The sequence below is a fragment of the Holdemanella porci genome (assembly GCF_019052655.1).
Taxonomy (GTDB): Bacteria; Bacillota_I; Bacilli_A; order Erysipelotrichales; family Erysipelotrichaceae; genus Holdemanella; species Holdemanella hominis.
In genome coordinates, this window is the sequence record NZ_JAHQVB010000005.1 from 16,922 (window position 1) to 41,858 (window position 24,937).

Consider the following 24,937-nt stretch of genomic DNA (forward strand, 5'->3'; position numbering starts at 1 on the left):
AACAATGAAAGTATTAGTTGGAAGATTTAGTTCAGAATCCAATGAACACTCTAGATCTTTAATGAGTCTAGATAAATTTATTTTGAAATATGGAGAAGACTGTATCGACTCTATGTATTGTCGAGATATTTTTGAAAAAAATGGCATTGAATTGATTCCAAGTATTGGTGCGATTGGACATCCCCATGGACCTGTAACTTTACAGGCTTATGAATTTATTGTGGATAAGTTCAAACAAAGTGTGAAAGAACATCTACACGAAATTGATGGAATCTTCTTGTTTCTTCATGGTGCTAGTAAGGTGATTGGTTTACAAGGAGGTTCAGCAGAACATGCGATTCTACGCGAAATTCGTGCTATTGTTGGACCATATATGCCTATTGCCCTAGTTATGGATCCACACGGAAATTTATCGGAAGAATTAGTTTCAAATGTAAATCTATTAAGATGTTATAGACACTCACCACACATTGATACAAAGGAAACGTATCAATTTATGGCTAAAGATTTTATTGATCTATTAAATCATAGAGAAGATATTCATCCAATTTATTATCGTGTTCCCATTATTATTGGTGGAGAAAAAAGTGTATCTTTTGATGAACCCATGGTGTCTATCAACAATATGTTAGAAGAAGCTGAAAAGACAGGTCGCATTCGTTCAGCCTCTTTCCACATTGGTTATTTAAGACATGATGGACCAAACTTAGGATGTTCTGTTGTCGTATGTCCAAAGACAAAAAAAGACACAGAATTTGCGGATATGTGGGCAAGAAAAATTCGCGAATTTGCCTATTCAAAACGTCATGAATTCCACTATCATGGAAATGTAGCTTCTTTAGAAGATGCGATTAAACAAGTTGTTTATCGTGATCAAGGAACATGCTTTATTACCGATTCTGGAGATAATGTAGGATCTGGTGCGGATGGCTTTAATAATTATGTTTTAAGACAAATTATGAATTTAGATGATTTTAATCATAAGAAATACTTAGTTTCGGGAATCGTTGATTTTAATGCACATGCTTTCTTAATGAACAAAAAGGTTGGCGACAATGTCGAATTTGATTTGGGTATGGACTATGATGAACTATGTCAGAAAATCCATATTAAAGGTAGTGTTGTAGCCAAAGGCTTAGCTGAAGAAATGTATGTTGGTAAAGAAGATATTGGTACAGTAATTACTGTAAAGGTAGAAAACATGCCTGTGTATGTTGTGGTTGAAAATGATGCCATTCAATATTATGAGCCAGCCCAATATGTAACAAGCGGCCTAAATCTAGATGATTATGATGTCGTTGTTGTTAAACAAGGTTATATCTCAGCTGAATTTGATGCATATGCATCGTATTGTGTTATGGCACTAACGGATGGGCCTACAAATCAAGCGAGTGAAAAGCTTGTATTTAGACAAATTCATAGACCAATGTATCCATATGATGATCGTGAATTAGACGAAATTTAATGAAAAAAATAAATCCACCGCTCGGTGGATTTTATCTTTTATAAATAGTTTTGCATAAATGAATATGCATTGTTGAAACAAATCGCATTGATTTCTTCATCTGTGAATTCATTTTTCTTGAGTTTTAGTGCAATATTTTGGATTTCTGTGATGTCCTTCATACCAACCACATTACTATCTTCCATGCCAGGAATATAGTCCATAAAATCAAAACCTAATGCGATATGTTCAATACCAATCTTTTCTTTTAAGTATTCAAGGATTTCAATAAAGTCATCTAGTGTCGCATTTTCTTTCTTGTTCTTCACAAACCAACGAACCGGAATACCTCCAACTAGTCCTTGTTTATTTCTAATAATGTCTAGTTGTAAATCGCTCAAGTTACGGTAATGATTGTATAAAGCCTTCACATTACTGTGAGATGCGATGATGGGCTTTGTACTTGTTTTTGCGATATCATAGAAGTTCCATTCGCAACAATGACTTGTATCAATGGCTATGCCAATATGATTCATAGCTTGAATCGCTTCAACACCTAGATCTGTTAATGGTTTATTATTTGTTCTTGCACCACAAGCTAAGGCATTATCATCGTTCCAGCATAATGAACCAAGACGTACATTATGATTATATAACCATTGAATTTTATTTGTGACATCTTCTTTAATTCCACACATACCTTCAACAGCGATAAAGACTTGAATATCTTTATCGTTGTTAAATGAGAAATGTTTACTTGAATGAATACAATCATTGGCATATACGATACATTCTTGCATATCTTGCCATGATTCAGTGCCGCTAAAGCAGCAGACAATGGCAGAAAATTTCATGGTGCCTTCTTTAAAGCGAGGATAGTGAAATTCATCCAAACGATTCAACTGTTCTTTATGATCGAACAAATCATTTCCTATATCATCATGTAAATTCGCAAATGAGATCATGCGCTTAACTCCTTTAAGAAGTCTTGAATTTGATCGGCAATCGATTGTAGACTTTCTTGCCAGAACGATTCTTCTTCAATGTTGATATCTGCCATACTTGCGACATTTTCACAAGTATTTGTGGTTGTTGCAGCTAGTAGTTTTTCATATTTAGGAATAAATGATGTCCCTTCCTTTTTGAATTTTGCGTATAAACCACGAGAAAATAAAGCACCAAATGTATATGGGAAGTTATAGTACGCGATATCTGGAATGTAGTAATGTACCTTTGTAATCCAACGATAAGGATGTATCCAGTTCTTGTCTAAACCATCACCGAATGATTTATTTAGGGCTTCCTTCATTAGTTCACATAGTTGTTTGGCATTTAAGAAACCTTCTTCAATATGCTCAAATACAGATTTTTCAAATAAGAATCGCGCATAGATGTCCAATACGTTTTGACATAATGCCGATAATTGTGTATCAATGACTAATAATTTTTCTTTTTTAGGTAAAATGCTTGCCATATAGTTATACATTACATTTTCATTAAATGTACTTGCCGTTTCTGCCAGTGGCATACAATAATCACGGTTTAAAATAGCTTGTTCTTCAATCATTTCTCCATGGAAAGCATGACCTAACTCATGGGCAACTGTAATAATATCACTTAATGTATTGTTGTAGTTTGTGATAATACGACTTTCATGGATCCAACCCAGGTTTTCACAGAATGCGCCAGGTTGTTTACCTTCATAAGTTGGATAATCAATCCAATGTTCATTAAATGCAGTTTTTGTCATTTCATGTAAGTTTTCACCTACTTTTTCAAAAGCATCCAAAATATAGGATTCGCAATCTTCAATAGAGAAATTAAAGTCACATTCTTGTAAAGTGGCATAGATTTCATACCAAGGAAGACCATGATCATAACCTAGCATCTTGGCCTTTGTACGAAGGTATTTTCTAAATACAGGTAAATATTTTTGAATACTACTCATCATCGCATCTAATGTTTTGGATGACATTCTTGATTCAATCAACATTTTTTCTAAAGGATCTTTATAGCCAAGTAAGCGTGCTTCTATAAGTTGTTGTTTCTTAATGGCACTTACCGCAAAGGCAAGTGGTGTTTCAATTGGTTTATAGGCTTCAAGCTCGGCTAGGAAGGCATCTTTACGAACGTTGGAATCATTATCATGACACATATTCTTTACTTGTGTTAAGGGTAAGCTGTTCCCACGATAGTTGGCCTTGGCATTTCCAGTTAGTGCATAGTACATGTCTGAGAAAGCTTTTTTACTTGTTGGATATACTAAGTTTAATATTTCCTGCTGTTCTAAAGGCAATGTGTGTTTAGCATTGTTTAATTTTTCTTCAATGATAAATTTATAGGTTGAATAATAACTTGATTGCTTGATTTCTTTATCTTCTAAGATTTTTGTCCATAATTCATTCATTTGATTTGCGGCTACAGCACAAGCACTTAATACTTTGCTTGACCATAAAATAGCATCTTCATTGTTGGCTTCTACACTTAGTCTTAATGTTACATATAAACGAAGTCGATATTCTAAGTCTTTGATTTCTTCGAGTTGTTTAAAGGAAGTGTTTGTGGTCACGTTTTCTATTTTGTAGTTTACTAACTGGTCATAGTCCTTTAAAAAGATTGGATCATCATAACCAGTATATAATTTAGATAAATCCCATTTATAATTGTTTGTCATTTGTACACCTGTCTTTCTATATTAATTATAGGAAGTATAGGAATGGAATACTCAGAAAGGAATTTCCTAGATGTTAGGAATAATCGAATATTTCCTAATCGCTAGGAAGTTCGATTCATAGAAAAGAAAATTTGTATGATGTACAATACAATCAGAACAAGGAGGGTATCTATGGAAAACTTGGAAATGATAAGCTTTCAAATTATTTCTTGTGTAGGTACTGCAAAATCAAGCTATATTGAAGCAGCACGTAAGGCGCAGGAATACGAATTTGATAAGGCAGAAGAATTAATTAAAGAAGGAGATGCTATTTATATTAAAGGTCATGAAGCACATGCTTCTTTGATTCAACAAGAGGCAAGAGGAGAGTCTGTTGCGGTAAATATGTTGTTGATGCATGCAGAGGATCAATTGATGGCAGCTGAAAATTTTAAGGCTTTTGCCCAACAACAAATCGTGATTTTCAAGAAATTTCAAGATATTGAGAATAGGTAGGAGACGAATATGAAAAGAGTATACTTATTTTGTGATAATGGGATGTCAACAAGTATGATGGCACAACGTATGCAGGACGTGGCTGACAGTCACAACTTGCCAATTGAATGTAAGGCATTTTCATATAAAATCATTCAAGACATCATTGAAAAAAATACTTTAGATTGTATCTTGATTGGTCCACAAACTAAATTCTTATTTGATGAAATCAATAAAAAATACGGTGATAAAACACCAGTTATGGTTATTGATCCAACAGATTATGGTATGATGGATGCAGAAAAAGTATTAAAAAAAGCTATCGTGCAAATGAAAAAATTTAAAAACAAATAAGGTCGCTTTTTTAAAGCGATTTTATTTTTGAATCATATGTAGGAGGAAAATGTATGTACGGAATTATCGCAACATGGAGAATGGCTTTAGAAGGAATTTCAAAAGCAGATTCTATGTTAAAAAATAACGAAAGTGCAGCGGATTCGATTGAAGAAGCAATCAAAGCTGTAGAGGATTTTGAATACTATAAAAGTGTAGGATATGGAGGACTTCCAAATGAAGAAATGGAAGTGGAATTAGATGCTGCTTTTATGGATGGGGATACACTAGAATTTGGATGTGTTGGAGGCGTTAAAGATTTTGCCAACCCTGTTAGTATTGCACGTAGTCTAATGCACTATGATGCCAACAACTTCCTAATTGGTCAAGGTGCTGAAAAATATGCTTCAAGACATGGCTTTGAAAGAAAAACAATGCTTACAGATCGTGCCAAGATTCATTATCACAATCGTACAAAAGAAATCACAAATACGGAATTAAAACCATATTCAGGACATGACACAGTAGGTATGGTTTGTTTAGATACTGCAGGACATATGACAAGTGCTACAAGTACTTCTGGATTGTTCATGAAACATCCAGGACGTCTAGGCGATTCGCCTGTATGTGGTTCTGGATTCTATGTAGATTCTTTTGTTGGAGGAGCGAGTGCTACAGGGTTAGGGGAAGATGTTATGAAGGGCTGTGTTTCTTATGAAATTGTTCGCCTAATGAAAGAAGGCATGCATCCTCAACAAGCGTGTGAAAAGGCTGTACACGATTTTGATTTAGAATTAAAACGAAGAAGAGGGAAAGCTGGAGACATGTCTTTGATTGCGATGAATAATAAGGGGGAATGGGGTTGTGCTACAAATATTGAAGGTTTTAGTTTTGTAGTGGCAACTGAAAAACAAGTCCCAACAGTATATTTAGTAAATCATGATGAGGATGGAAAATGCACATTTGAAGTCGCAAGTAAAGAATGGATGGACAACTATATGGCTACGCGCACAGCTCCATTAGTAAGGAAATAAAATGGAAGAGGCATTATTAAAGAAAATCGATGAAATCAGCGAAGAGATGATTTCAGGAATCAAAAGAATTGTTCAAATCGATAGTGTACAAAGTGAAGCTAAGCCAGGTATGCCTTTTGGAGAAGGCGTAAATAAAGCTTTAGAAGAAGCATTGAAATTAGCTCGTGAATTAGGTTTTGAAACAGAAAACGTCGATCATATGGTGGGTATTGCCAAATATGGTCAAGGAGAAGACTATATTGGCATTATGGGACATTTAGATGTTGTACCTGTAGGAGAAGGATGGAATCATCCTCCGTTCTCAGCTTATGAAGATGAAAATGGCAGAATCTTTGCCCGCGGCATTTTAGATAATAAAGGGCCGACTTTATCTTGTTTATACGCATTATATGCCATAAAGGAATTGAAAATTCAGTTAAAGCGTCCTGTTTATATTTTGTTTGGAACCAATGAAGAAACGGGATTTGAAGATTTAACACATTTCCTTGAAGTCAGAAAACCACCTATTATGGGCTGGACACCCGATTGTAAATATCCGGTTGTATATGCGGAAAGAGGAAGAAGTACCTATCGTGTGAGTACGGCTGTTAAAAATAAAACTGTATTCAACCAATTTATTAATGAATATATTTTATCAGATAATGGATTTGGAAATAAATTGGGACTAAACATGGAGGATCCTGAATTTGGTAAAATGCAGATGAGCAATAAAAAGCTGGTGGATTTAGAAGGAAAACTTGGCTTTGACTTCTCTTTTAGCTATCCTGCAAGTATTAGTAATGATACAATAGAAGTGACAATCAAATCTAAATTAAGCAAAGGACTACAAGTAGAATGTATACATAATTATGATCCTGTTTATTTTGATAAAAATGGATTCTTATGTCAAACATTAAAGGCGACTTATGAAAAGGTAACAGGCATGGATGGGACGCCAGTTACAACTACGGGTGGAACTTATGCGAAGATCATGCCAAATATAGTTCCTTTTGGACCTAGTTTTCCTGGACAAAAGGGCATTGGGCACAATCCGAATGAATGGATGGATCGTAGTGATTTGATTTTAAATGCGAAAATATACGCATTAAGTATAGTGAGGTTGGCTAATGGAGAGAATGATTGAAGTATGTGCAGGTAGTTATCAAGATTGTATAGCTGCATATCAGGGTAGTGCAAAAAGGGTTGAATTAAATAGTGCGTTAAGTGTTGGTGGCTTAACGCCAAGTGTCGCGAGTCTAGTTCGTGTAAAAAAAGAAACAGACTTAACTGTAATTTGTATGGTACGTGTGCGTGCTGCTGGTTTCTGTTATGAAAAAGAAGATGTAGAAATTATGTTTGAAGATGCCAAGATTCTTTTGGATCATGGTGCTGATGGAATTGCGTTTGGTTTCTTAAATGAGGATGGCACAATTTGTGAAGAGGACACAAAAAGAATGATCGACTTAATTCATTCGTACAATAAGGAAGCTGTATTCCACAGAGCTTTTGATGTTACGCCAGATGCATTTGAAGCCATTGAAACATTGATTGATTTAGGGGCGGATCGCGTACTTACAAGTGGACAAAAAGCAAAAGCTATGGAAGGTATTGATTTAATTAAAGTATTGAATAATCAATATGGTGATAAGATTCAGATTCTTCCTGGCAGTGGAATGAATGCAGAAAACGCAAAAATGATGATGAATTATACAGGTGTATATCAGGTGCATTCGTCTTGTAAGAGCTATAAGGCAGATGCGACAACAACAAAAAATGGCGTTTCTTATAGTTACTTGGCTAGTCCACATGAAAATGACTATGATGTAGTGGATGTAGAGTTGGTAAAAAAATTAGTTGATAGTATAAAGTAAGGCGGTTTTCCCGTCTTTTCTTGTACAAAGTTGTAAGGAATGATATAACTTACTAAGTTATAACTAAGTAAGTCATAACTTAGTAAACGGAGATCTTATATGTTTGTTGGTAGAGAAAGTGAATTAATAAAATTAGAAAAAATGTATTCAACGAATGAATTTCAGTTTGCGGTAATCTATGGTCGTCGAAGAGTTGGAAAAACAACTTTGATTCGTGAATTTTTGAAAAATAAAGGGATTATTTCGGAATTGATGGATGACAATACATCCCATAGCAAAAGCCTCTAATTAAGTTCAGAACTATTGATTTTACCTAAGATGAATTGTTTTTGCATTTGTGATAATTATTTTTTATATCACAATTAAATAATGCTATAATCTAAAAAGGAAAGCACTACAACAATAGAGATAAGAGTAAAAATTCTTGCAATTATCACAATTTGTGGTATATTATAGGTGTATCGATAGATATGGAAACAAATGACCTTTACGGTGTGGTCCAAGTATCACCGTTTGAGACAAATGACCTTTACGGTGTGGTCCAAGTATCACCGTTTGGGAGGCTTCATAGCCTCCCTTTATTTATTCGGGGTGAGGTATTGTATTAAATGATTAAAAATGCAATGTATTTTGGAAAAAGAGATTTATATAATTTAATAAAACGAGTCGGTGGAGAATGGAACGATACAAAAGATAGACCAATTTTTTGTTGTATAGAATCCTTGGAACATAAAGGATTGTATTGGGCTATTCCAGTAGGTAATTATAACCATAGGGACGCTTCTGCTAAAAGAAGAATTAATAATTTTATTAATTTGCCACCAGAGAATATAGCTTCTTGCTATTATCATATAGGACAAACCACAATTAAAAGTATATTCTTTATATCTGATGTTATTCCAGTTATTGATAAGTATATAGAAAGAGGATATATAAATAACTATACTGCTTCCATTCATATTGTAAAAAATAAAACACTAATAAGCGAGTTAGAGAATAAATTAAAAAGGATTCTTGCATACGAAAACAGCAATCCTAATTTTTTTAGGCAACATATAACCGATGTTAAAAATGAATTATTAAAAGAGTTAATTTAACATGTTTATGTAGACTAAATATAATAATCCAAGAAATTTACAAAAACAAATAACAGATTTCACCCTAAAAGTGTTTAAAGGCTATCACTTTCTAAAAGTAAAAATCCCTATGACTTTTAAAGGTTGATTTATCCTTGGTATCTAGTTTTATATATTCAATTAATTAGGCAGGACTAATAATCCTGCTTTTTCTTGTTCTTAGAACCTTTAGGTCTTCCTTGTTTCCTTTTGGTTGTGGTAATCCCTTTAATGACATTGGTAAATTCTACTATAGAACCATAATTTTGAATATATACTTCTCTGAAGATGATATCTTGAACATTTGGTAGCGAACATATAGCTTTTACTTTTTGTCTTTTATGAGCACCTTTAACATATAAACTGTTTTCTTTAATAAGCTCGTTTAATCTTTTGGCGCCGAGATTGTTGAAAAAATGATATTTATTGAAGATATACATCGATGTTTCATCATTTCCCTCAAATTCAGATTTATCTTTATCATCTTTTGATAAATTAATAACTTTTCTTGCTTCTCTAATCATGTCTTGCGATTTCTTAATAGTTTTCTTAGATGGACGTCTTAAATTAAGCTCTTTATTTAAAATATCTTTTTCTTTGGGATTGTCTTTATATTTAAGGGTATGTCTAATCATTTCACATAAAATCTTGGTTGCATCTAAACGAGCAAAATTTTTAATTTTATGATTAGTTTTATAATTTTGAAGATACACAAAAGTGCCTATATAGTCTTGTAAATAATCACTGCTTACACCAGTAGTATTCTTAACTAAATATTTATCTAACATTGAATGAAAAGCATTAACTCCATTAATACCAAGTTTAAATTTATATCTAATAACATTAAATTCATCGAATGAAATAGGTTTCTTACTATTTTCAATATGTGGATAACGTTTTTCTTTATACATTTGGCGATTTATAGCTTCATCTTTCGCATATTCTTGCTTTGTAAGTTTATGGTATAAATTATCAGTATCAATATAACCACGAGCCTTTCTTTCAGCTCGATAAGTTGATGGTTCAACATAATGCGTGTATCCATTTTTATCACACCAATCCGAATAGACGCTAAACATATCCGTACAATCCGTACAAATATAAGAAACATCGCCAATGTAATTATTTATGCTTTCTAATTCATTAATATTCATTGGGCCTAAACATATGCATTTTGCCCATTACTAACATATTTGGACGAACTACAATGAGGACAGTTTAAAGTAATGTTATGTTCTTTAAAATTATTTTCTATGGATGCGGATATAACAGTATTCAATTGCTTAGGTAGTGACTTTCTTTTTCTTAGACCATCAATTATTTCTTGGTCTGTATATTTGCTGAAATCTGGCATTTACAGCGCCTCCTGTAATAAAAAATAAGCAACGAAATGAACTAAAACAATTCATCTTTGCTTATATTTTACTACATTATTGATTTTTGTCCTATAAACAAAGGATTATTTCATCACTCATATTCCGAAATAATCCAAATAAAGAGAGTTTATTGTACGTTTCGTTGGAAGGGACACAAAAAGAAAATTTAATTGGATTGTCACGAGTGGTTTCGAAGAATGATTCAATCGTATACGATTCATTTGAAAGCTTATTTAATGCGATTGATAAAATGTTAGAAACAAATCAAAAAATAGTTCTTGCGATTGATGAATATCCATATTTAGCCGAAAGCTATCCGCCTATTTCTTCTATTATTCAAAAGCATATTGATTTATGCTGGAAAGATAAAAATATGTTTTTAATTCTGTGTGGTTCAAGTATGAGTTTCATGGAAAATCAAGTGTTGGGATATAAAAGCCCACTATATGGTCGAAGAAGTGCACAATTTAAAATTACACCTTTCACATATTTAGAAACGCAAAAAATGCTTGTGAATTATGATAAAGAAAGTCAGGCAATCGCATATGGCATAACAGGAGGAATTCCTGAATATCTTTCAAAAATAGATACAAACAAATCTTTAGATGAGAATATATTAGATTTGTTTTTTGATGAAAATGGAACTTTTTTTGAAGAAGCAACTAATCTTTTAAAACAAGAAATGCGAAATCCCGCAAGCTATAATAGTATACTTGGCGCCATTGCTTCGGGGGCTAGTCGTTTAAATGAAATCGCAAATAAAGTGGGTCTAGATACGTCTGCTTGCAGTAGTTTATTGAAGTCTTTGATTGAATTAAACATAGTCGAAAAAATATATCCTGTTACTGAAAAAGAATCAAGTCGAAAAACAATATATGAAATAAAAGATACAATGTTTTTGTTTTGGTACAAATTTGTAAGACCAAATTATTCAAATATACAAATGGGTTTGGGCCATATTATATATGGTCAATACGTTAAACCAAAAATATCGGATTATATGGGGTATGTTTTTGAAAAAATGTGTACAGAATATATATATCAAGAACAAGTTTTCCTGACATTACCGTTTATTCCGGAAAAGATTGGCAAGTGGTGGGGGAATGACCCATTAAAAAAAGAAGAAGCAGAAATTGATATAGTAGCCATAAATTCAGATTCGTGCTTAATGTGTGAATGTAAGTGGAGAAATAAAGAATTAGATAGTCGAGTTTTAACTGTTTTAAATAGCCGAAAAGATATTTTTAAATATAAAAATAAGAGTTTAATGGCATTTTCTAATTCTGGCTTTACAGAAGATGCGATAGAATACGCAAAAAATAATGATATTCGATTAGTTTCGTTTGAAATGATGTAGATGTGCTACAATAGACGTATTAATGGAGGTTGTTTACTCATGAAGCGTAATGAACAAAAAATAGAAAACACTTGGAGAACAGAAGATATATTTAAAGATGAAGCAGCATTTCTAGCTTGTTTAGATACTTGTAAAGAATTAGGAAATGAGCTTTGTGCATGCGATGGAAAATTGGATGATGCATCCAACTTATTATCATTTTTAAAGGGATATGAAAAATTAACATGTCTATTAGATGATTGTTTAGGCTATTCTTCTTTGTTGTCAGATCAAGATACGGCAGATGCCCATCATCAAGAATTAAAAGGAAAAGCCAATGCATTAGCGGTTGAAGTTTTTACTAAGCTATCTTTTAGTGATGTACAAATCATGCAGATTGAAAATTTAGAGTCTTTTTATGCATCTGAACCCATCTTAGAAAGATATCGTGTATATCTAGAAGAAGTATGTCGTTTAAAAGAACACGTATTATCTCAAACAGAAGAAAAATTAATGGCATCCAGTTCATTGATGCAAGACACACCTTATTCGATTTTTGGAATGTTGAACAATGCGGATTTAAAATTTGAAGATGCGATCGATTCAAAAGGAAATAAACACACTTTAACTACAGGTACATTTATCCATATGTTAGAGCAGGAAGATGAAGTGCTAAGAGAGAGTGCATATCGTAATTTTTATGCAGGCTATGGTTCTATGATCCATACTTTAGCTGCTTGTTTAAATGGACAGACAAATCAGTTGAAATTTAATAGTACAGCACGTAAATATGCATCGAGTTTAGAATGCGCAGTCGATGCGAATAATGTTTCACCAAAAGTGTATGAACAATTGATTGAAACGATACATAAAAATATCCATGTTTTACATAAATATATGCGAGTTCGTAAAGAAGTTATGAAGAAAGATAAACTTCATATGTATGATCTATATGTACCTATGGTCAATGAATGTAACGTTCCTGTATCTTTTGAACAGGCCAAAGAAGATATCTTACATTCCGTTCAATTGTATGGAACAGAATATGCCAATGTTTATGAAAGAGGATTAAATTCGCGTTGGATCGATGTATATGAAAATGAAGGAAAGCGTTCAGGTGCCTATTCAAGTGGACAAAGAGTACATCCTTTTGTCTTGATGAACTTTGCAAATTCTTTAGATACAGAATTTACTTTAGCTCATGAAATGGGGCATGCGATGCATTCTTATATGTCTACAAAATATCAAGCTCCATTAGATCGTCATTATAAAATATTTGTAGCCGAAGTTGCCAGTACTTGTAATGAAGCTTTATTGATGGATTATTTGCGCAAACAAAACTCAGATCCTAAATTCCAGGCTTATTTGATTAATCACTTTATGGAACAATTTAGAACTACATTATTTAGACAGTGTATGTTTGCGGAATTTGAAAAGATCATCAATGAAAAAACAGCAAACAACGAAGTTTTGACAAGTGATACATTGAATCAAATCTATGCGGATTTAAATAAATTCTATTATGGAGAAGATGTGATTGTGGATGATGAAATTAGTATGGAATGGGCTCGTATTCCACATTTCTATATGAATTTCTATGTATACCAATATGCGACAGGATTTAGTGCAGCTATGGCTCTATCACAAAAATTGCTTCATGGAACACAAGCTGATATTGAAGCATACTTATCTTTCTTAAAGGGAGGATGTACAAAGTCTCCAGTCGAATTATTGCGTATGGCTGGGGTTGATATGGCAAGTCCAAAACCAATTGAAGATGCGATTGAATTATTTGATTCTTTAATTGATGAATTTGAGAGTATTATGAAGTAGAAAGTCGTTTGATTTTCTACTTTTAGTCATTTTAAAATTAGTAATAAATAAATGATAAAAAATGATACATTCATTTTCAGAAAATAGATGAAAATTATGGTATGATATTCATTGAGGTGAACCTATGAATAAGTTGGAACAAGCACGTACGCAAATAGATGCGATTGATCGTGAAATGGCTAAGCTATATGAAGCCAGGTTGGATGCCGTTAAAGATGTGATTGCGTATAAAATAGAAAATGATTTACCAATTCTAGATTCAGGTAGAGAGCAGGTTGTAATTGAAAAGAATCTGCAGTTTATTCAGAATCCGGGTTATAAAGAATATTATGAGTCTTTTATAAAGTTCATTATGAAAGAATCGAAGGCCTATCAAAGAACGTTGCAGTCGCATGATAAAGTTGGATATTGTGGAGTTGAAGGTGCCTTTGGGCATATGGTGAGCGAGAAGTTGTTTCCTTCCAATCCAAAAGTGGGCGTTTCTAGTTTTGAGGAAGTTTTTCAAATGGTTGTCCATTCAGACGTACAATATGGTGTGATTCCTTTTGAGAATACGAATTCTGGATTGGTTGGAGAAGTCTTAGATTTATTAATGGAATATCCAGTGTATATTCAGTCAATTTATGATCAAAAGATTGAACAATGTTTACTTGGAATTCCGGGCAGTACATTAAAAGATGTGGAGTGGGTCTATTCAAAGGATCAAGCACTTTCACAGTCTAAAGAATTTTTAAAGGAATTAAACGTACAAACGGTGGCCTATCCAAATACGGCGATGGCAGCTCAATATATTTCAGCACAACAGGATGTGCATAAAGCAGCTATTGGTGCTAAGGAAAATGCAGAGCTGTATGGCTTAAAGGTGTTGGCTACAAACATTCAAGAAAATGCGACTAACACAACGCGATTCTTAGTAATTGGATTAAAGCCACAAATGCAGGGCAATCGCTTTAGTATGGTTCTATCGGTTAAACATGAGAGTGGCGCTTTGGCAAAGATCATTGATTGTATTGCCAAGAATGGATTGAACATGGAAAGTATTCAGTCTAGACCGATGAAAAATAAACCTTTTGAGTATTTCTTCTTTGTCGAAATTGAAGGGGATATGTCAAAGGCAAATGATTGTATTCGAGAGGTACAGTCTGTATGTGAAAGTGTAAAAGTATTGGGAGCATATACTTTAAAGGAGGAAAAATAAGTATGAATTTTGTGAAGGAAAGTGTCAATCAAACACCAATCGTAGATACTGTATTCTCAATTGTTGCCAAGGCAAAAGAGGCTAAGGCTAAGGTGGGAAGTGAAAACGTTGTAGATGCGACAATTGGTTCTTTATATGATGAAGAGGGAACTTTGGTTGCCTTAGACAGTGTATTTAGTTCATTAAAAAACTTGGATAATAAAGTATTGGCAGCCTATGCAGCTAGTTTTACAGGAAATCCAGACTTTAGACAAAAAGTATATGACTGGGTATTAAATGGGAATTCACACTTAGAACATGAAGTTATCGCAACACCTGGAGGAACCGGTGCTGTTGGTATGACTTTACAAGAGTGTCTAGATGAGGGACAAACAGTTGTCTTGCCAGAAATCGCATGGGGATCTTATGCACTAATGGCGCAGATGCACAATTTGAATGTGGAAAAATATAGTTTATTTGAAGAAGATCACTTTAATTTAAACTCTTTTAAATCGGCATGTAAAAATGTGATGGAAAAACAAAATCGTTTAGTCATTGTGATCAACGATCCTTGTCACAATCCAACTGGTTATTCTTTAAGTGAAGACGAATGGAAAAAAGTCATTTCTTTCTTGAATGAATGTTCAAAAACACATGCCGTAGTATTGTTGAATGATATTGCGTATATTGATTTTTCTTCTAGACAAGAAAAGGCGAAAGAATATTTTGCACAGTTTGATCAAATTGAGAAAAACTTTGTCGTAATTGTCGCATTTAGTTTATCAAAATCAATGACGAGCTATGGACTTCGTTGTGGTGCTGCCATTGTGTTAGGACAAGAAAAAGAAGCAGTGCAACAAGTGAAGATCGTATTTGAAAAGGATGCGCGTGCGACTTGGTCAAATATCAACAATGGGGCTATGGCTACATTTGTAGATGTATTAGACAATCATAAAGATGCGTATGATAAAGAAAGATTGCACTATGTAAATTTATTAAAAGAACGTGGAGATATCTTTGTCAAAGAAGCGAAGGAAGTGGGATTAAAACATTATCCTTACAAAGAAGGATTCTTCGTAACTTTATCTATGGATAATGAAACACGTGACAAATTCCATGAGGCATTAATGGAAAACAACATTTTTACCGTCAAAGTAAATTTGGGTATTCGTGTTGCGATTTGTTCTTTATCGGTTGAAAAGACAAAGGGACTCGCAAAAAAGATGAAGGATATTTTGGATACAGTAGCTTAATACTGTATCTTTTTTTTCATCCACATATGTGGGACTCCTTCATCATCGTCAATTTGACCAAACTGAATATAGCCTTGTTTTTCGTAAAATGGGTGGATACGAACTTGTGCGTGTACCACAATTAAGTCTCCGTTTAATTTTTTGATTTCATTTTCGGCACTTTCAAGTAGTAAATTACCCATATGTTGATTTCGATATTCCTTTAATACAGCCACCCTTCCAATGGTATAGTGATCGTTTTCTTTGAAGAAACGACATGTTCCGATGGGTTTTCTTTCATCAAAGGCAACAATATGATGACTAATAGTGTCGATTTCATCAAATTCGTTTTCAAAGCCTTGTTCTTTCACGAATACTTCAATACGAATGTCTTTGGCTTCTTGTGGTAAGGTTGTATACGTTTTTGTGTTCATAATCATTCTTCTTTCTTTTCTCATACATTAACAACTCAAAAATAGAAAGTCAAATTTGTGGTATAATAAGGAGTAAGTTAGGTGGGAAGAAATATGCGCATTTATGAAGAATCTTTAAATCGTTTTATTAAAAATTCATGGATATATTATGAGGCAAATGATCCTTATTATGCAGGTAAGATTGAGCGTATCTCAATTGAAAGAGTGCATGATCGGATTTTATATTATGAAGTAAAGGCTATTATTCAAACGCGTTGGAATGAGGAAATTATTAATTTTAGAGTGAATGAATATGGTACGATATTAACTACAAATTGTACATGCTCACAAGAGACACATAAAGGGTGTGTGCATTTAGTAAGTGTAGTGCGTGCCATTAATGCGATCAATCCCCAGATTTTTCCGTTTTGTGTGGAGTATCAACAATATATTGAAGAAAAAAATCGGCAGGAAGAATTGGAAAGAAAGCGTCGAAGAATTCATAGCTTGAATCAGACGGCATTTGATTTTCTAAAAGAAAAACAAGAAGATAAAGTTAACAATTTCTTTAAGGAAAACGAGAATCGAATTCGTTTGACGTTGCATCCTACAAATTCATATTATTATGATCAGGCAGCGTTTAAATTAAAGATTCAAGTGAATCGTGCATATATAGTAAAGAATATTCAAACTTTAATGCTAGGCTTTTTTGAAAAGAAATTGGAATCTTTTGGGAAAAACACACAGATTTATTTAAATCCAGAAGATTTGGATGAGCCAAGTCAAAAGATTTATGCATTTTTGATGAAATATAGTTTTTCAAAAGATTGGCAAAAAGACGGGGAAATCTATTCGGAATGTCTGGATGATTTCTTTGATTTAAATGTATCTTTGCCTAATGACTATACCGAATTTAAAACGGATGAAAAAGATATAAAATTAGTTATAAAATTGGTTGAATATGATGATTGTTTCGAACTCAATGTAGATTTGGATGATAATTTTCTAATTGGTAATAAACATTTGTATGTAGTGGATTATAAAAATATTACGCGATACACATTGGATGCGGATGGCTTTTTAGCTTCACTTGCGTATAATGTTTCGCAAGAAGATGGTTGGTTGATTAAAAAAAGTGATTTTAGAGCTTTTTACTTACAATGCTTGCAGCCATATATGGATTATATTCAATTAGAAACGAATGTAGATGTAGAAAAATATGCGACTGTAATTGAGAATATTCGTGTGTATTCAGATCTTGAAAATGCGAATATGATTGTATGGGGAAACTATCTAGAAAATAATCAAAAAAAGAGTTTTTTCACAAATACAGATTCCAACCAAATTGCCAGTATAGAAGCAATTATTTCGCATTATGCGGTAAAGATTGAAGATAATAAGGCTGTATTTAAAGGTCGAAGCGATGCGTTATATAATTTTTTGGATCATGGAATTCCTTTGATTCAAAAACAAGCGAATGTGTATGTGTCTGAGGAATTGAAACGTTTAAAGAATCGTCACAGTATGAATTTAAGTGTAAAGGTCTATGTTCAAAATGATTTATTGAAGATGGAACTAGATAGTGATGTGAACGCAGATGAATTGTCACATATTTTAAATGCGTATCGAAAGAAGAAAAAGTTTTATCAGTTAAAGAATGGCGAAATGATTGATTTGGAAGATACAGGTTTAGAACAGTTGAATGAATTGGCTTTTACAATGAATTTAACGACTAAGGATTTCAAGAAAGAAATAATTGAAAAACCAGCATATCAGGCTTTCCATTTAATGGATGTGGATTCAGAATTGGATGTTCGTAATGATGATTCGGTTACAGAATATACAGATCGATTAATGAAAGTGAAAGAACAAACAATTCAATTGAAGGATGAGTATAAATCTTTATTGCGCACGTATCAGCAGCAGGGCATTCAATGGTTGTATGATTTGAAAAATATGAATTTAAATGGAATTCTTGCCGATGATATGGGACTTGGAAAAACTATTCAAGTATTGGTATTTTATGAACAGTTTGTTTCAAAGGATAAACCGAGTTTGATTGTATGTCCAAGTAGTCTAATGTATAACTGGATGTCAGAAATTGAAAAGTTTAAGATTGGTGTGGACGCTGTTTGTGTTACGGGAACGCAAGAAGTTCGTAAAGAGATTATTCAGGAAAATCACGAACTCTATATTACGACATATGATTATTTGCGTAGGGACGTTGAATTGTATATGCCTATGGAATTTGAATATATTGTTCTAGATGAGGCACAGTTTATTAAGAATCCTAAGACAAAGAATGCGCAAAGTGTAAAGGCTTTAAAAAGTAAACATCGTTTGGCATTAACAGGAACGCCAATTGAGAATAGTTTAAGTGAATTGTGGAGTATCTTTGATTTCTTGTTGCCAGGATATCTATATAGTTTGAATTATTTCACAAAGAATTTTGAGAAACCCATTCAGATGGGGGATGATGACAGACAGTCCAAACTTCAAAAGTTGGTGTCGCCATTTATTTTGCGCAGAACGAAAAAACAAGTGTTGAAGGATTTGCCGGATAAGGTTGAGAAAGATATGTGGTTAAACTTTAGTCCGGAGGAAAAGCAGTTGTATCTTGCAAATCTTGCCCAAGTCAATGAGCAGCTTCAGCAACAATTAGAATTGGAACAAGTGGATTCGATTTTGATCATCGCGATGATGACGCGTCTTCGTCAGATTTGTTGCGAACCAAGAATGTTATATGAAAACTGTAAGGGTGAGAGTACAAAGTTTACAATGTGTCTTGAATTGATTGAGACATTAAAAGAGAATGGTAAGAAAGTCTTGTTGTTTTCAAGTTTCACAAGTATTTTTGATTCCTTTATCGAAGAGTTTAAGCAGCGAGGCATCAAATACCATATGATTACAGGTGCAGTTGATAAGAAGAAGCGTAAAGAAGAAGTAGATGCTTTTCAGAGTGATGATTCGGATGTATTCTTAATTTCATTAAAGGCCGGTGGAACTGGGCTAAATCTGACTAAGGCACAAGCTGTGATTCATTATGATCCTTGGTGGAATGTGAGTGCGCAAAATCAAGCAACGGATCGTGCGTATCGTATTGGTCAGACAAAAAATGTGTTAGTGTATCAGTTGTTGATGAAGAACACAATAGAAGCGAAAATCTACGAGATGCAGAAGCGCAAAAAAGAGATGAGTGATATATTTGTCGAAAATTCAAATGGTGGCATTTCGACTTTATCCAAGGAAGAATTGAGAGATTTATTCTCTATGGAATAGGAACTATATAATTTTTTGAAATATATAGTTCTTTTTTATAAAAGTGTGTTAAAATAGAAGTAATGAAAGGGATTACAAAACGGTGATAAAATGAATAGAAGTGCAGGAATCTTATGTCCTGTTTTCTCTATCCCTGCAAATCAAGGGATTGGTGATTTAGGGCAAAAAACAATTCGAATGATAGATATTATTGCGGATGCAGGGTATACCATATGGCAAATCTTGCCTTTGCAGATGACAGGCCCCACTCATTCTCCATATCAGACATATTCTAGTTTTGCGGGAGATCCTATCTATATTAACTTGGATCGTTTGTGTGAAATGGGGTTGTTGACGCAAAGCTCAATTGTGAATTGTAATAAGTTTAAAGACTTTGTTGAATATGACAAGATTCGTGAATTCAAGGAATCTTATTTTCAAAAGGCCTTTAAAGTTTTTAAAAAGGAATTTGATTCATTTAAAGAAGATTTTGAAGCATTTAAGCGTGATGCATTTTGGCTAGAGGATTGGTCTGCCTACTCTTTATTTAAGAGTTTTTATAATGGGGCTCCATGGTTTGAGTGGGAAGATGAATATAAGAACTGGCCAGAAAATCGTGATATTGATTTGGATGATTATAAAGATGAGATTTTTTATATTGAGTTTTTACAGTTTGTTTTTTATAAACAATTGGATGAAATTCAAATGTATGCGCACGCAAGAAATCTTAAAATCATGGGAGATATGCCATTCTATGTAGATTTAGATAGTGCGGATGTATGGTGCAACCGTAAAGCTTTCTTATTGGATGAAGAAGGAAAACCAGAATATATTGCGGGTTGTCCACCAGATTATTTTAGTGAAACTGGACAACGTTGGGGAATGCCAATTTATGATTTTGATGCGCAGGAAAAAAATGGATATCTTTTCTGGTGTAATCGTATGAGTTGGATGAATCGTTGTTATGACATGGTGAGAATCGATCATTTTAGAGCGTTTGATACATATTGGAAGATACCAGCGTCTTGTCCAACAGCTATTGAAGGAAAATGGATCTTAGGTCCAGCTCATAAATTGATGGATGCGATTTTAAAGGCATGTCCAGATATTGTTTTAGTGGCTGAAGATTTAGGTTTGATTCGTCCTGAGGTTATTGAACTTGAGGAAGATTATGGAATTCCAGGAATGGATGTTTTATTGTTTAGAATGGAAGCTAAACAATTAAAGAAAAAGGCAAAGAAAAACTCTGTATTATATACAGGAACACATGATAATGCGACATGTAATGAAGATTATTATACGTATGATTCAAATAAGCGTATTAGTTTGCGTCGTTTCTTTAAAAATCAGGGATATTCAAGTCGTTCTTTTAATGAAATGCTTTGTCAATATGCTTTAGATACTGATGCAGATACAGTTATATTGCCGATTTGGGATATTTGTGGATTTAAAGAAGAGGCACGAATCAATACACCAGGAACAGTATCAAACAAAAACTGGACTTGGAAGTTAAAAGATTTTAAGACATTTCCAGATAAGGTAATGAAGACAAAAGAATGGATTGAAAAATCGAATCGCTAAGGGGCATGAACTTGCTCCTTTTCTTGTGTATTGTTAAAATAAGATGGAGGTGGAAACAATGAAAAAGTTAATAACGATTTTATGTTTGTTTGTTCTATGTATATCTTTGTTTGGATGTCAAAAAGAGACAAAGGATTATACCGCAAAGATTGAAGTGAAGGATTATGGAACAATTACGGTTAAGCTAGATGGGAAAACAGCGCCTATTACAGTGCAAAACTTTGTAGATCTTGCCAAATCTGGCTTTTATGATGGATTGACATTCCATCGAATTATTGAAGGATTCATGATTCAGGGTGGTGATCCAAACGGAAATGGTACAGGAGGATCCGACAAAACAATCAAGGGCGAATTCAAAGAGAATGGTGTAAAAAACAATATTAAACACAAGCGTGGTGTTATTTCTATGGCAAGAAGCTCAGATTATGATTCGGCGAGTTCACAATTCTTTATTATGCAAGAAGACAATGATTCATTAGATGGACAATATGCAGCTTTTGGACATGTTACTAAAGGAATGAAGATCGTAGATCAAATTTGTGAGGATGCAGATCCCATGGATGATAATGGTACAATTGCCGAAAGTAAGCAGCCTGTCATAAAAACAATTAAGGTATCTGAAATTAACGACTAGAGAAATCTAGTTGTTTTTTTTGTTTGATATTTATTGTTAGTCATTATAAACTCAATTTATTTAGACTAACTGAGGTGAATTATGATCAATAAAAAATTATTGTTTTCGGTAAAAGAAAGTATTCCGTATATTCAAAAGAATGTGTTATATCAATGGATAAGATTAATTTGTAACGTATGTTCTACGGCATGTTTATGCTTGATTATCGCAAAACATAGAAATATATTATGTATTGGAATCATTTTTATATGTTTAATACTTCGCTATATTGTAAATCAAAAGGCAATTGAGATGTCGTATTTATCGAGTCATATTGTCAAGGAAACGCTTCGCTCTCGTTTATATAAGAAGCTGTCTAAAATTGGAATTGAGTATACAAATAAGTGGAGTACAGCAGAAATTGTACAATTATCAAGTGAAGGTATTGAACAATTAGAAACCTATTTTGCGAATTATATTCCGCAATTCTTTTATTCTTTAATTGCACCAATAACTTTATTTATCATTATTTCATTTATGAATTTTAAAGCCGCTTTGGTTCTACTGGTTTGTGTTCCACTGATTCCTATGCATCAGTTAGGGTCATATTTTCATATTGCGATGAATGGTATGGCGGCAAGTGATAAGTTGTTTGCGATATTAGAAAAGGAAATAGAGGAGAAACAAAATGTAAAATTAGATTCATATTCAATTTCTGCTCACAATCTACACTTTGGATATACCGATAAGGAAGTTTTACAGGGTATACACTTTAAAGCATTTAAAGAAATGATTGGTTTTGTAGGTGAGAGTGGTAAGAGTACAATTGTCTCTTTATTGATGGGACAATATTCGAATTATAGGGGTGAACTGAAGCTATCAAATTATGAAATCAAGGATATTAATATCTATCCATATATGGCTTTGGTTTCTTTAGAAAGCTATTTGTTTAGTGGAACGCTTAAAGACAATTTGTCGGTGGCTAAAGATGCCTCTGAAAAAGAAATGAATAGCGTATTAGAAAAGGTGGGTATCCTTGATTTTGTACATGAACAAGGCGGACTTAATATGCACATTGAAAAGCGTCCTTTTATGGAAACAAAGACATTTTGTTCGCAATGTAAGGTACATTGTTACAAGAAGGATAAAAGAGAACAGATTCGTAAGGTCATGCGTTTTTCTGGTCCTAGAATGTTGGTGTATCATCCTATCATGGCGATTCGTCATTTGTACTACCAAATTACAGACAAATAGAAAAAATATGCATAAAAGTAAAAAATATTCTTTAAAAATATGCAAAAATGATATAATGCCTAGTGTTTAGAGGGTTTTAGAATGAGAGAAAATATTGAAAAGTATATTGAGTTAATTATAGGAAGTATTTTACTTTCGTTAGGAATTTATTTATTTGTGACACCTAATGGAATCAATTTTGGTGGTGCCATTGGTATTGCACAGATTATTGAGTATTTTATTGTGAAGATGATTCCAAGTCTTGGGCATATGAATTTGGTGGGAATCATTAACTTTATGATTAATATTCCTTTGTTTGTGATGGGATTTAAGATTATGAACAAAGAGTTTTGTATCAAGACGGTCATTAGTTTGGTGGTGCAAACCATTACTCTATCTATTTTGCCAAAGCAATCTTTTGTGATTATGCCAGATATGCTTTCAAATTGTATTTTTGGAGCCTTAATGTGTGGTATTGGAGTTGGACTTGCTTTACAGAGTAGTGGATGTTGCGGTGGTATGGATATTGCCGGTGTATGTTTATCTAAGACAAAACCAGGCTTTTCGGTAGGTAAGCTTTCAATTATTATCAACTCAATTTTATTTACAATTTGTGCCTTTATTTTTGATTTGCAGACATCACTTTACTCCATTATCTTTGTGGCAATTCTTTACTTTATTAGTGATCGCATCCATTATCAGAATATCAACATGACTGTATTGATTTTCACAAAGAAAGAGAATATGAAAAATGTGATCATGGAAAGAACCGGCCGTGGAGTAACGTATTGGATGGGGAAAGGTGCGTATACAGATACAGACCAATATATTTTATTTTGTGCTGTCAATAAGTATGAGATTCGTAACTTCAAAAAAATTATCAATGAAATTGATCCAAAGGCTTTTGTGACAATTAGCGAGGATCAAGAAATTGATGGTGGATTTGAAAAGAGATTATGATGTAGTAAAAACTACCTACAAACTTTGCAAGAGTTGGTGTGGGTAGTTTTTTTGTTTTCCAAAGAAAAAAGGAACGATTATTTCGTTCCTATGATTTCTTTGGCAATCTTTTTACCTTCCATTACAGCACTACCAATTGTTTTTGGCCCAGTGAAGGCATCTCCAATAATGTATACATTCTTTAATGTAGAGGCGTGTGTATTGGTTGTTTTTAAATCGTCATTTAATGGAGTGAAGTCTACTTTTTGACCAATAGCCATCGCAACTAGATCGCAATCCATTGTGAATAATGAATCTTTTACTTCGTGGCAGCTTGCTCTTCCAGATTCATCCATTTCTCCAAGTTCCATTTTCGCAACTTGAACACCACAAACATTTCCGTTTTCATCTTTTAAAATGTCTTTAATGTTGTTTAAGAAGGCAATCTTAACACCTTCTTTTTCACAGGCTTTGATTTCTGCAGGACTTGCAGGCATTTCCTGTAAAGATCTACGATATACGATTGTGACATCATCAATGATACGAACTAATGATCTTGCGCAATCCATCGCAACATTTCCACCACCCCAAACAATGGCCTTTTTATATTTTTTGAAGTCTTCTTGTTTGTGATTGATATTTAAATCGTAAAGTAATGTTAAGCCGGCAACGACGCCATTACCTGTTTCAAAACCAAAAGTATTTTCAATTTGGGCACCAATTGCTACAACTACATAATCATAGTTTGTTTGTAATTCCTTAAACATAGTTTGATCCACAAAAGTATTAAAATGGAATTTAACACCGGCTTCAATCAATCCGTTATAGGCTTTTTCTAAGAATGTTTTGGGCATACGATATTCAGGAATACCTGTGTAAATGGCTCCACCAATTTCAGCTTCCTTATCAAAAATATCAATTTGGTATTCATTTTCTGTTTTAACTAATTCTTGAGCTAATGTATAGCCAGCAGGACCGGCTCCAATAATGGCAATCTTTCTTGTCATAATTAAATTCCTCCA

General features: G+C 33.4%; 21 protein-coding genes and 2 pseudogenes. 18 read left to right on the forward strand and 5 right to left on the reverse strand.

Annotated elements, in window-relative coordinates:
* The first annotated feature begins 4 nt into the window (after nucleotides 1–4).
* Nucleotides 5–1,465, forward strand: coding sequence for a M81 family metallopeptidase (locus KTQ83_RS01855; protein ID WP_217255890.1), 1,461 nt, complete (start codon nucleotides 5–7; stop codon nucleotides 1,463–1,465).
* A 38-nt stretch (nucleotides 1,466–1,503) separates the two neighbouring features.
* Here the strand turns inward: KTQ83_RS01855 and KTQ83_RS01860 are convergent, their stop codons facing one another.
* Both KTQ83_RS01860 and KTQ83_RS01865 read right to left on the reverse strand, forming a co-directional pair.
* The gene (locus tag KTQ83_RS01860) at nucleotides 1,504–2,409 is read right to left on the reverse strand and encodes a dipeptidase (RefSeq protein ID WP_222620972.1); all 906 of its coding nucleotides are present in this window, start codon (nucleotides 2,407–2,409) and stop codon (nucleotides 1,504–1,506) included.
* Nucleotides 2,406–4,118 (reverse strand): M3 family oligoendopeptidase, encoded by a 1,713-nt coding sequence (locus KTQ83_RS01865; protein WP_186999028.1) that lies wholly within the window; start codon nucleotides 4,116–4,118, stop codon nucleotides 2,406–2,408. The genes KTQ83_RS01860 and KTQ83_RS01865 overlap by 4 nt, the downstream gene beginning before the upstream one ends.
* A 171-nt stretch (nucleotides 4,119–4,289) precedes the next feature.
* Between KTQ83_RS01865 and KTQ83_RS01870 the strand changes: the two genes are divergently transcribed.
* The 7 genes from KTQ83_RS01870 (at nucleotide 4,290) to KTQ83_RS01900 (ending at nucleotide 8,906) form a co-directional block, all read left to right on the forward strand.
* A complete protein-coding gene (locus KTQ83_RS01870) occupies nucleotides 4,290–4,613 on the forward strand; it encodes a PTS sugar transporter subunit IIA (protein WP_117925071.1) in 324 nt (107 codons plus the stop codon).
* A gap of 9 nt (nucleotides 4,614–4,622) precedes the next feature.
* Entirely contained in the window at nucleotides 4,623–4,946 is a 324-nt protein-coding gene (locus tag KTQ83_RS01875; protein WP_117572409.1) for a PTS sugar transporter subunit IIB, read from the forward strand.
* Between the two features lie 53 nt (nucleotides 4,947–4,999).
* Nucleotides 5,000–5,959, forward strand: coding sequence for a glycosylasparaginase (locus tag KTQ83_RS01880; protein WP_117925073.1), 960 nt, complete (start codon nucleotides 5,000–5,002; stop codon nucleotides 5,957–5,959).
* A gap of 1 nt (nucleotide 5,960) precedes the next feature.
* A complete protein-coding gene (locus KTQ83_RS01885) occupies nucleotides 5,961–7,082 on the forward strand; it encodes a Sapep family Mn(2+)-dependent dipeptidase (protein ID WP_186999029.1) in 1,122 nt (373 codons plus the stop codon).
* A complete protein-coding gene (locus KTQ83_RS01890; RefSeq protein ID WP_217255891.1) occupies nucleotides 7,066–7,809 on the forward strand; it encodes a copper homeostasis protein CutC in 744 nt (247 codons plus the stop codon). Before KTQ83_RS01885 ends, KTQ83_RS01890 begins: the two co-directional genes overlap by 17 nt.
* 99 nt (nucleotides 7,810–7,908) lie before the next feature.
* Nucleotides 7,909–8,097: an ATP-binding protein gene (locus tag KTQ83_RS01895; protein WP_244975722.1), complete on the forward strand. Its 189-nt coding sequence runs from the start codon at nucleotides 7,909–7,911 to the stop codon at nucleotides 8,095–8,097.
* A 320-nt stretch (nucleotides 8,098–8,417) separates the two neighbouring features.
* A complete protein-coding gene (locus KTQ83_RS01900) occupies nucleotides 8,418–8,906 on the forward strand; it encodes a hypothetical protein (RefSeq protein WP_186999030.1) in 489 nt (162 codons plus the stop codon).
* 173 nt (nucleotides 8,907–9,079) lie between these two features.
* On the opposite strand, the gene KTQ83_RS01905 is transcribed toward KTQ83_RS01900, so the two are convergent.
* Complete coding sequence (locus KTQ83_RS01905) at nucleotides 9,080–10,078, reverse strand: hypothetical protein (RefSeq protein WP_217255892.1); 999 nt, start codon at nucleotides 10,076–10,078, stop codon at nucleotides 9,080–9,082.
* 352 nt (nucleotides 10,079–10,430) lie between these two features.
* Here KTQ83_RS01905 and KTQ83_RS01910 point away from each other — a divergent pair, with 352 nt between their 5' ends.
* The 4 genes from KTQ83_RS01910 to KTQ83_RS01925 all read left to right on the forward strand — a co-directional run bounded on the left by KTQ83_RS01910 (nucleotide 10,431) and on the right by KTQ83_RS01925 (nucleotide 15,899).
* Nucleotides 10,431–11,657: a DUF234 domain-containing protein gene (locus tag KTQ83_RS01910; protein WP_244975723.1), complete on the forward strand. Its 1,227-nt coding sequence runs from the start codon at nucleotides 10,431–10,433 to the stop codon at nucleotides 11,655–11,657.
* 39 nt (nucleotides 11,658–11,696) lie between these two features.
* Nucleotides 11,697–13,469 (forward strand): oligoendopeptidase F, encoded by a 1,773-nt coding sequence (gene pepF / locus KTQ83_RS01915; RefSeq protein WP_217255893.1) that lies wholly within the window; start codon nucleotides 11,697–11,699, stop codon nucleotides 13,467–13,469.
* A gap of 124 nt (nucleotides 13,470–13,593) precedes the next feature.
* Nucleotides 13,594–14,667, forward strand: a complete 1,074-nt coding sequence (locus KTQ83_RS01920) for a chorismate mutase (RefSeq protein WP_117925079.1) — start codon at nucleotides 13,594–13,596, stop codon at nucleotides 14,665–14,667.
* A gap of 2 nt (nucleotides 14,668–14,669) precedes the next feature.
* Nucleotides 14,670–15,899: a pyridoxal phosphate-dependent aminotransferase gene (locus tag KTQ83_RS01925; protein ID WP_117925081.1), complete on the forward strand. Its 1,230-nt coding sequence runs from the start codon at nucleotides 14,670–14,672 to the stop codon at nucleotides 15,897–15,899.
* On the opposite strand, the gene KTQ83_RS01930 is transcribed toward KTQ83_RS01925, so the two are convergent.
* Complete coding sequence (locus KTQ83_RS01930) at nucleotides 15,896–16,312, reverse strand: GNAT family N-acetyltransferase (protein ID WP_117925083.1); 417 nt, start codon at nucleotides 16,310–16,312, stop codon at nucleotides 15,896–15,898. The genes KTQ83_RS01925 and KTQ83_RS01930 overlap by 4 nt on opposite strands.
* A gap of 93 nt (nucleotides 16,313–16,405) precedes the next feature.
* Here KTQ83_RS01930 and KTQ83_RS01935 point away from each other — a divergent pair, with 93 nt between their 5' ends.
* The 6 genes and pseudogenes from KTQ83_RS01935 to KTQ83_RS01955 all read left to right on the forward strand — a co-directional run bounded on the left by KTQ83_RS01935 (nucleotide 16,406) and on the right by KTQ83_RS01955 (nucleotide 23,936).
* Nucleotides 16,406–19,570: a DEAD/DEAH box helicase gene (locus KTQ83_RS01935; protein WP_217255894.1), complete on the forward strand. Its 3,165-nt coding sequence runs from the start codon at nucleotides 16,406–16,408 to the stop codon at nucleotides 19,568–19,570.
* Between the two features lie 90 nt (nucleotides 19,571–19,660).
* Nucleotides 19,661–21,130 carry a 4-alpha-glucanotransferase gene (gene malQ, locus KTQ83_RS01940; protein WP_217255895.1) on the forward strand — a complete coding sequence of 490 codons (1,470 nt, stop codon included), beginning with the start codon at nucleotides 19,661–19,663 and terminating at the stop codon, nucleotides 21,128–21,130.
* 58 nt (nucleotides 21,131–21,188) lie between these two features.
* Nucleotides 21,189–21,764, forward strand: a complete 576-nt coding sequence (locus tag KTQ83_RS01945; RefSeq protein ID WP_217255896.1) for a peptidylprolyl isomerase — start codon at nucleotides 21,189–21,191, stop codon at nucleotides 21,762–21,764.
* 81 nt (nucleotides 21,765–21,845) lie between these two features.
* A pseudogene (locus KTQ83_RS01950) lies at nucleotides 21,846–22,784 on the forward strand (ABC transporter transmembrane domain-containing protein); the annotation flags it as partial.
* 33 nt (nucleotides 22,785–22,817) lie between these two features.
* Nucleotides 22,818–22,997, forward strand: a pseudogene (locus KTQ83_RS12180) (nitrous oxide-stimulated promoter family protein); the annotation flags it as partial.
* 81 nt (nucleotides 22,998–23,078) lie between these two features.
* Nucleotides 23,079–23,936, forward strand: a complete 858-nt coding sequence (locus tag KTQ83_RS01955) for a YitT family protein (protein WP_186998536.1) — start codon at nucleotides 23,079–23,081, stop codon at nucleotides 23,934–23,936.
* A gap of 77 nt (nucleotides 23,937–24,013) precedes the next feature.
* Here KTQ83_RS01955 and KTQ83_RS01960 read toward each other — a convergent pair whose 3' ends face one another.
* Nucleotides 24,014–24,922, reverse strand: a complete 909-nt coding sequence (locus KTQ83_RS01960) for an FAD-dependent oxidoreductase (protein ID WP_217255897.1) — start codon at nucleotides 24,920–24,922, stop codon at nucleotides 24,014–24,016.
* Nucleotides 24,923–24,937: the final 15 nt, after the last annotated feature.